This window comes from Clostridium sp. HV4-5-A1G (genome assembly GCF_900184915.1).
Lineage (GTDB): Bacteria > Bacillota > Clostridia > Clostridiales > Clostridiaceae > Clostridium_B > Clostridium_B aromativorans.
Genome location: NZ_FXYI02000293.1, coordinates 1 through 2,581, shown reverse-complemented (window position 1 = coordinate 2,581; position 2,581 = coordinate 1). Strand labels below are relative to the sequence as shown.

3 protein-coding genes are annotated in these 2,581 nt (G+C 25.2%); all 3 read left to right on the top strand.

Going from position 1 to position 2,581, the window contains the following annotated elements; genetic code table 11:
- Positions 1 to 581, top strand: a 581-nt coding sequence (locus J5G60_RS17880) for a hypothetical protein (protein WP_207876608.1), incomplete at its 5' end; no start/stop codon positions are given.
- A gap of 78 nt (positions 582 to 659) precedes the next feature.
- Complete coding sequence (locus tag J5G60_RS17875; protein WP_150358829.1) at positions 660 to 1,550, top strand: glycosyltransferase family 2 protein; 891 nt, start codon at positions 660 to 662, stop codon at positions 1,548 to 1,550.
- Positions 1,551 to 1,584: 34 nt separating this feature from the next.
- Positions 1,585 to 2,581 (top strand): polysaccharide pyruvyl transferase family protein (locus J5G60_RS17870; RefSeq protein ID WP_207876607.1); only part of this gene is annotated, 997 nt, incomplete at its 3' end.

Genomic DNA, 2,581 nt, shown 5'->3' with positions numbered 1-2,581 from the left:
ATTTTATTATATGTTTTATTATTTTAAGTACTTCATTGTCGTTTTATAAATTTAATTCATTTATTCAATTTCATGTTAATACTCTGATAAACAGATTTACTTTAGAAACAGATTCATTAGGTACAGTTAGACATTTTGAATATTATCCCCAAGGGTTAAATATTTTTTTGACAAGATCTTCAATTGATCAACAATTGTTTGGATATGGACCTAGAGTATCAGGAATAGCTATTAATATGAACGAAGATATTGCTTTACGTACAAATGTTTTTGCATCTAACGATTATTATACAGCATGGAATATTGAATGTGATGTAATTACGCTTTTACTGGGACATGGTATAATAGGATGCTTTTTATATTATTTTGCGTGTTATGAATGTATTAGAAAGTGTAAATCTTTTAAATTAGCAGTAATTGTTGTTATTATAGGAGGATTTACATATCAATTTTATTCTCTTACAATGATAAATTTAATGTTTATATTTATGGAAGCTAATACTATTTCTAATGTGAATCCAGCAATAGTAGCTCATGATTCACATATTAAATTGGATAATGCTACTATTACTAGATCTTAAATAGTTAAATATGTTTCTTATACCTAAAAATAGCTTAAATATATAGAGATTATTTTATTAAATGAGGAGAAATGCATAATGAATAAGAATGTACTAGTGTTAATGTCTACATACAACGGTGAGAAATATTTAGAAGATCAAATGAATAGTTTGTTTGCACAAAGTGGTGTAAATATATCTATTTTAGTTAGGGACGATGGTTCTATAGATAAAACAAAAATAATGTTGGAAGAATGGCGTAAAAAAGAAAAAATAAAGTGGTATGAAGGAACGAATATTGGACCAGCTAAAAGTTTTCTTGATTTAATTAATAAAGCAAATGACTCAGATTATTATGCATTTTGTGATCAAGATGATATTTGGGATAAAGATAAGTTGAAAATTGCAATTAATAGGTTATCTTTATTAGAAACGGGAAAACCCTGTTTATATCATTGTTTGGTGCAAAAAGTTGATGAAAAATTAAATAAAATTCGTACAACTCCTATGGAAATTTCAAGTACATTAGGATTTGCATTGGTTACTGCACCTACGGGGTGTACAATGGTGTTTAATAGAGAATTGCTAAAAATTATAAAAGAATATATGCCAAATGTATGTTATATGCATGATTTATGGCTGTATAGAATATGTGCATCAGTTGATGGAGTTATAATATATGACCCAATTCCACATGTTAAATATAGATTGCATGGAAAAAATGTTAATGGAAAAAATCGTAATTTAATTCAAAAAATATTGTATTTATTTGTGTATAATGATCATTCAGGTAGTAACACAGCAAAACAGATTATTAAAGGATATTCAGATAAAATATCATCAAAAAACCTTAAAATAATATCAGAATTGGCTAATTATAGGAATACAATTGGAATGAGAATCAGATTATTATTTAGTAAAGAATTATTTATTCCAAATTGGAAAAAAAATCTTCGACTGAAATTTTTAATCTTAATGGGTAAATTGTAGTATTTATTCTAACACATAACAAAGAGGGGAAATTATGAAGATAGCTATAATTACGATACATGATCCGAAAGTAAATTATGGGTCTACACTTCAAAGCTGTGCTACGTATAGCTTTGTTAAACAATTAGGATATGATGTAGAAATTATAAATTATTGTCCACAATATAAAACTTTTTTACAAAGAATCAAAAGATATTTCGTTAAATTAATTTTCCTTATTCCATATATTATAAGGGCAAATAAATTCAAAAGATATTTTATGGAGCATGCTATATTAACTAAAAAATATAAAAATTATAAAGATCTATCTTATAATCCACCTAAGGCAGATGTTTATATTACAGGAAGTGATGTAATTTGGAATCGTATGGTGAACCCTGAAGGAAATGATGATGCATTTTATTTAAGATTTGTACAAGATGCTTTTAAAATGTCATATGCACCTAGTATGGGAGAAATACAAAATAATGTTAATTTAAATTTTATAAAACAGAGAATTTCAGATTTTAAATATATATCTGTAAGAGAATATGATTCAAAAAAACAGTTGGAAGATATGGGATTCGCAAATGTAGAGTGTGTGTTAGATCCAGTGTTTTTGTTGGATAAAAAATATTATTTGGGAATCTCAAAAACTAATATATATGGTAGATATATATTAGTTTATCTTATGTCAAAAAGTAATTTTTCAGAATATGTAATTAAATTTATAAAGAAGAAATTGAAATTAAAAGTTTTACTTATTGGTGGATTTAAAAGGAAATGTGATTGTGAATATTATGATCGTACTACTGGTCCAATAGATTTTATTACATATATTAATAATGCAGAATATATAGTAACAGATTCTTTTCATTGTGTATCATTTTCATTAATATTTAACAAGGAATTTTGTTTTGTACCATCAAAGAAATGCAATATGAGGATTGAAAATATTCTTTCAATTACACATTTATTAGATAGAATTGTATCAGATTATAAAGATATAGATAAAGTATTAAATCCAATAAAATATGATATTGTTAATAAAT

Excerpts from the sequence above, each read along its gene's own strand:
- J5G60_RS17875 (WP_150358829.1), top strand. The coding sequence starts at position 660 with ATGAATAAGAATGTACTAGTGTTAATGTCTACATACAACGGTGAGAAA.